The 3,161-nt window shown below is 57.6% G+C and carries 1 protein-coding gene; it reads left to right on the top strand.

Translation table 11 applies throughout. The features are described from left to right. Positions 1-119: 119 nt before the first annotated feature. The gene (locus V6C07_RS09125) at positions 120-3,038 is read left to right on the top strand and encodes a diguanylate cyclase (RefSeq protein WP_333536106.1); all 2,919 of its coding nucleotides are present in this window, start codon (positions 120-122) and stop codon (positions 3,036-3,038) included. The last annotated feature ends 123 nt before the right edge of the window (positions 3,039-3,161 follow it).

The raw sequence follows: 3,161 nt of genomic DNA, 5'->3' as shown, positions 1-3,161 counted from the left end.
GCTGCGGCCGCGGCCCGGGACTGACGGCAGGCACATACCGGATTTTCCGCAGCCTGGCATGCCGGGGCGGTATGCCAGGCTGCGGGCTGCATACGAGTCTTGATGGGGGCAATGGGGACATGAGCAGGAACTTTCGCGTCCTGAAACTTCTGGCCTGGGTGCTGTTATGCATTGCACAGGCTCTCTGGAGTTTGCCGTCCCAGGCTGCTTCCCGAACCGTACGGGCGGCCATCTTTCCCATGGGCGGCTTTCATTCTCTGGAAAACGGCCAGCCCGTGGGCTATGACGTTGATTATCTGGAACAGGTGAGCAGATACACCGGATGGCAGATAAAATTCGTCAATTTCGACACCTGGCATGCAGCCCTGAACGCGCTGGAAAAAAACCAGATCGACCTTCTTGGCGGCGCACTGCACACGCCTGAGCGCGCCGGGCGCTTTCTGTACTCCTCATATGCCAGCGGCATCACCTATACCGCCCTTGTGGCCCTCAAAGATACGCCCCTTGTCTACGAAGACTTCAAAAAATTTGAAAGTCTGCGCATTGGCGTCACCAGCGACAGCCCCTGGCGGGCGGACTTTACGGCCTATGCAGCCCACAACGGCTTTACCGCGCCAAAACTTATTCCGTTCGCGCTTGCCAAAGATTCCCGCGATGCCCTGAAAGCCGGAACCATTGACGCCATCCTGACTTCCGTCATCAGCCTTGAGCCTGACGAGACGGTGCTGGCAAAATACGATCCCAAGCCTTTTTTCTATATTGCCAGCCGCAGCAACACACAGCTCATGAAAGAGCTGGAACACGGCATTGCCCAACTCAAGCTGGAACAGCCCGACCTGGAAAACAAGCTTGCCCGCACCCATTTGTGGCGCAGCTACCAGACGCCGCTGACCAAAGCGGAAAGAGATTTCGTCCGCTCCTGCCCCCCCTTGCGGGTGGGCTACAGCCCTGCCCGCAAGCCGCTGATCTGGCACGACAGAAATACCGACGAAACCCGCGGCATCCTGCCGGGCATACTCCGCAAACTCAGTCGCGAAAGCGGCCTGATCTTCCAATTTGTGCCTATGGATGATCCGGACATGAACCTGAATGACTACTTCAGGCAGGGGAAAATAGACCTGTGCGCCGGCGTGATGTACTCCACAACGTGCAATTCCAGTCCGCTCTACACGCTCACCTCGCCCGTACTGCGCAGCGGGCTGAACCTGTACAGCAAAAAAATTTCCGAAATCCCGCCCGGCGTCCCCCTGCGCGTGGCTATACCCGCCGTCTGGCGCGGCGGACGCGTATACCTCAACTCCAATTTTCCCGACCTGCGCGTGGAGCCGTATCCCGACATCGAGTGCTGCCTTGAGGCCGTCATCGCGGGCAAGGCAGACCTTTTGCTGCAAACCAGCTTTGAAGTGGACTACCTGCTCGCCAGGCCCCGCTTTCGCGAAATAGTTCCCCTTCAGGAATACAGCGGCTTTGAAGACAACCGCCTGGCTGTCAGTGTCGCCATGCCGCCGCCCTTGTTGAATATTCTCAATAAACTCCTCATGAATGTGGACGAAAAAAGCAAAAGCCAGATCATTTCCGAAAACATTTCCGCGGTGGCTTCACCCATGAGTCTGTCGGACATGACCTACGAGCACCGTACCGTGCTGGCGATTCTGGGACAGATGCTGCTTTTCGCCCTGATTTTTTTTGCCTGCCTTGCCTATCTGCGGCGTAAAAGCGGCAGAACCGCTCAGGAGAGCGAACGCCGCCTTACCAATATGGCAAACAATATCAACGGCGGCGTCATCAGCCTCATCAACAATCCCCGCCTGGACATCCGCAATGCCAACAGCGGGTTCTGGCACTTGCTGGGCTATAACGACACCCCGCCCAAAAATCCCTGCCTGGCGGACTTTCTCAGCTCCGAGGAATCCGAAAAACTGTTCCGGTTGCTTGAAAGCCGCCGTGAAGACAATACCTCCGTCAATATGGAACTGCGCCTGCGCCGCAAAAACGGCCAGCACATACCCGCCCTGCTGCGCTGCACATGGTCCAGCGACGGGCAGGTCACGGCTGTTCCCTGCCTGGACTGCGTTGTGGTGGACATTACCGAACAAAAGCACATGCAGACTGAGCTGGAGCAGGAAAAAGAGCGCTACCGCATCCTTCTGGAGCAGTCGCAGGATATTATTTTTGATATGGATTTGGAAAAACGGCAGTTCACCTGTTCGCCCAATTTCGTCACCAAATTCGGGCGCGACAGCACGCCCATGTTTACTCCTGAGGGCCGCCCGCGCAATGATCAGATAGTGCACCCCGACGACCTGCCCGCCCTTACGGAAATGCGGCGGCGGGTACGGTCTGGCGAGCGCACTGTGTTCAGCGTCATGCGCATTCCCACGGCCCAGGGGCGGTACATCTGGTGCAGGGTGCAGACCACCCGCATCAGCAAAAAAGACGCCCCACTGCATATTGTGGGAAAAATTGTGGACATTGATGAAGAGGTGCGCCGCAGGGCCGAGCTGGAGCGCCTGTCGCAGCGCGACAGCCTGACAGACCTTTACAACAAGGTGGCCTTTCGCGAAAAAGTCATGCAGAACATACCTGTGCGCCTCAAGGGCGACAAGACGCACGCCCTGCTCTTTCTTGATCTGGACAACTTCAAGGAACTCAATGACAGCCTGGGCCACATGGCCGGCGACGCCGCCCTGATCGACGCCGCCGACGCCCTCAGGCGCATCTTTCGCAATGTGGACGCCGTGGGCCGCTTTGGCGGCGACGAATTCTGCGTCTTTGCCATGGGCATCACCCGCAACGCCATGTCCGCGCGGGCAGACTCCGTACTCAAGGCGCTGGACATGCGTTTCTACCGCGATGGAAAAACCGTGAACATCAGCGCCAGCATCGGCATTTACATGCTCGACGGCAGCGAGACCTCCTATGAAGAAGCCCTGCAGCGGGCAGACAACGCCCAGTACCGCGCCAAGCAGCTTGGCAAGAACCGCTGCGTCTTCTACGATGATCCGCCCCCGGAGCCTCCTGAGACAGAGCAGGGCTAGATGTAGTGTTTCTATAGGTTGTTCACCCTCCCCAAATCGGTAAAGCTGGAGTTACCAAACAACAGCAAACCGAGTGAGGGAAAGGGTGAACAGCCATAAGAATGCCAAACTGACGGTTCGTAG

The organism is Desulfovibrio sp. 1214_IL3152 (assembly GCF_036763055.1).
Lineage (GTDB): Bacteria > Desulfobacterota > Desulfovibrionia > Desulfovibrionales > Desulfovibrionaceae > Desulfovibrio.
The sequence above is the reverse complement of the archived record's forward strand: the minus strand, read 5'-3'. Positions and strand labels throughout refer to the sequence as shown.

What these genes read in the sequence shown, in the direction of transcription:
- V6C07_RS09125 (WP_333536106.1), top strand. Translation starts at nt 120, where the DNA reads ATGAGCAGGAACTTTCGCGTCCTGAAACTTCTGGCCTGGGTGCTGTTA.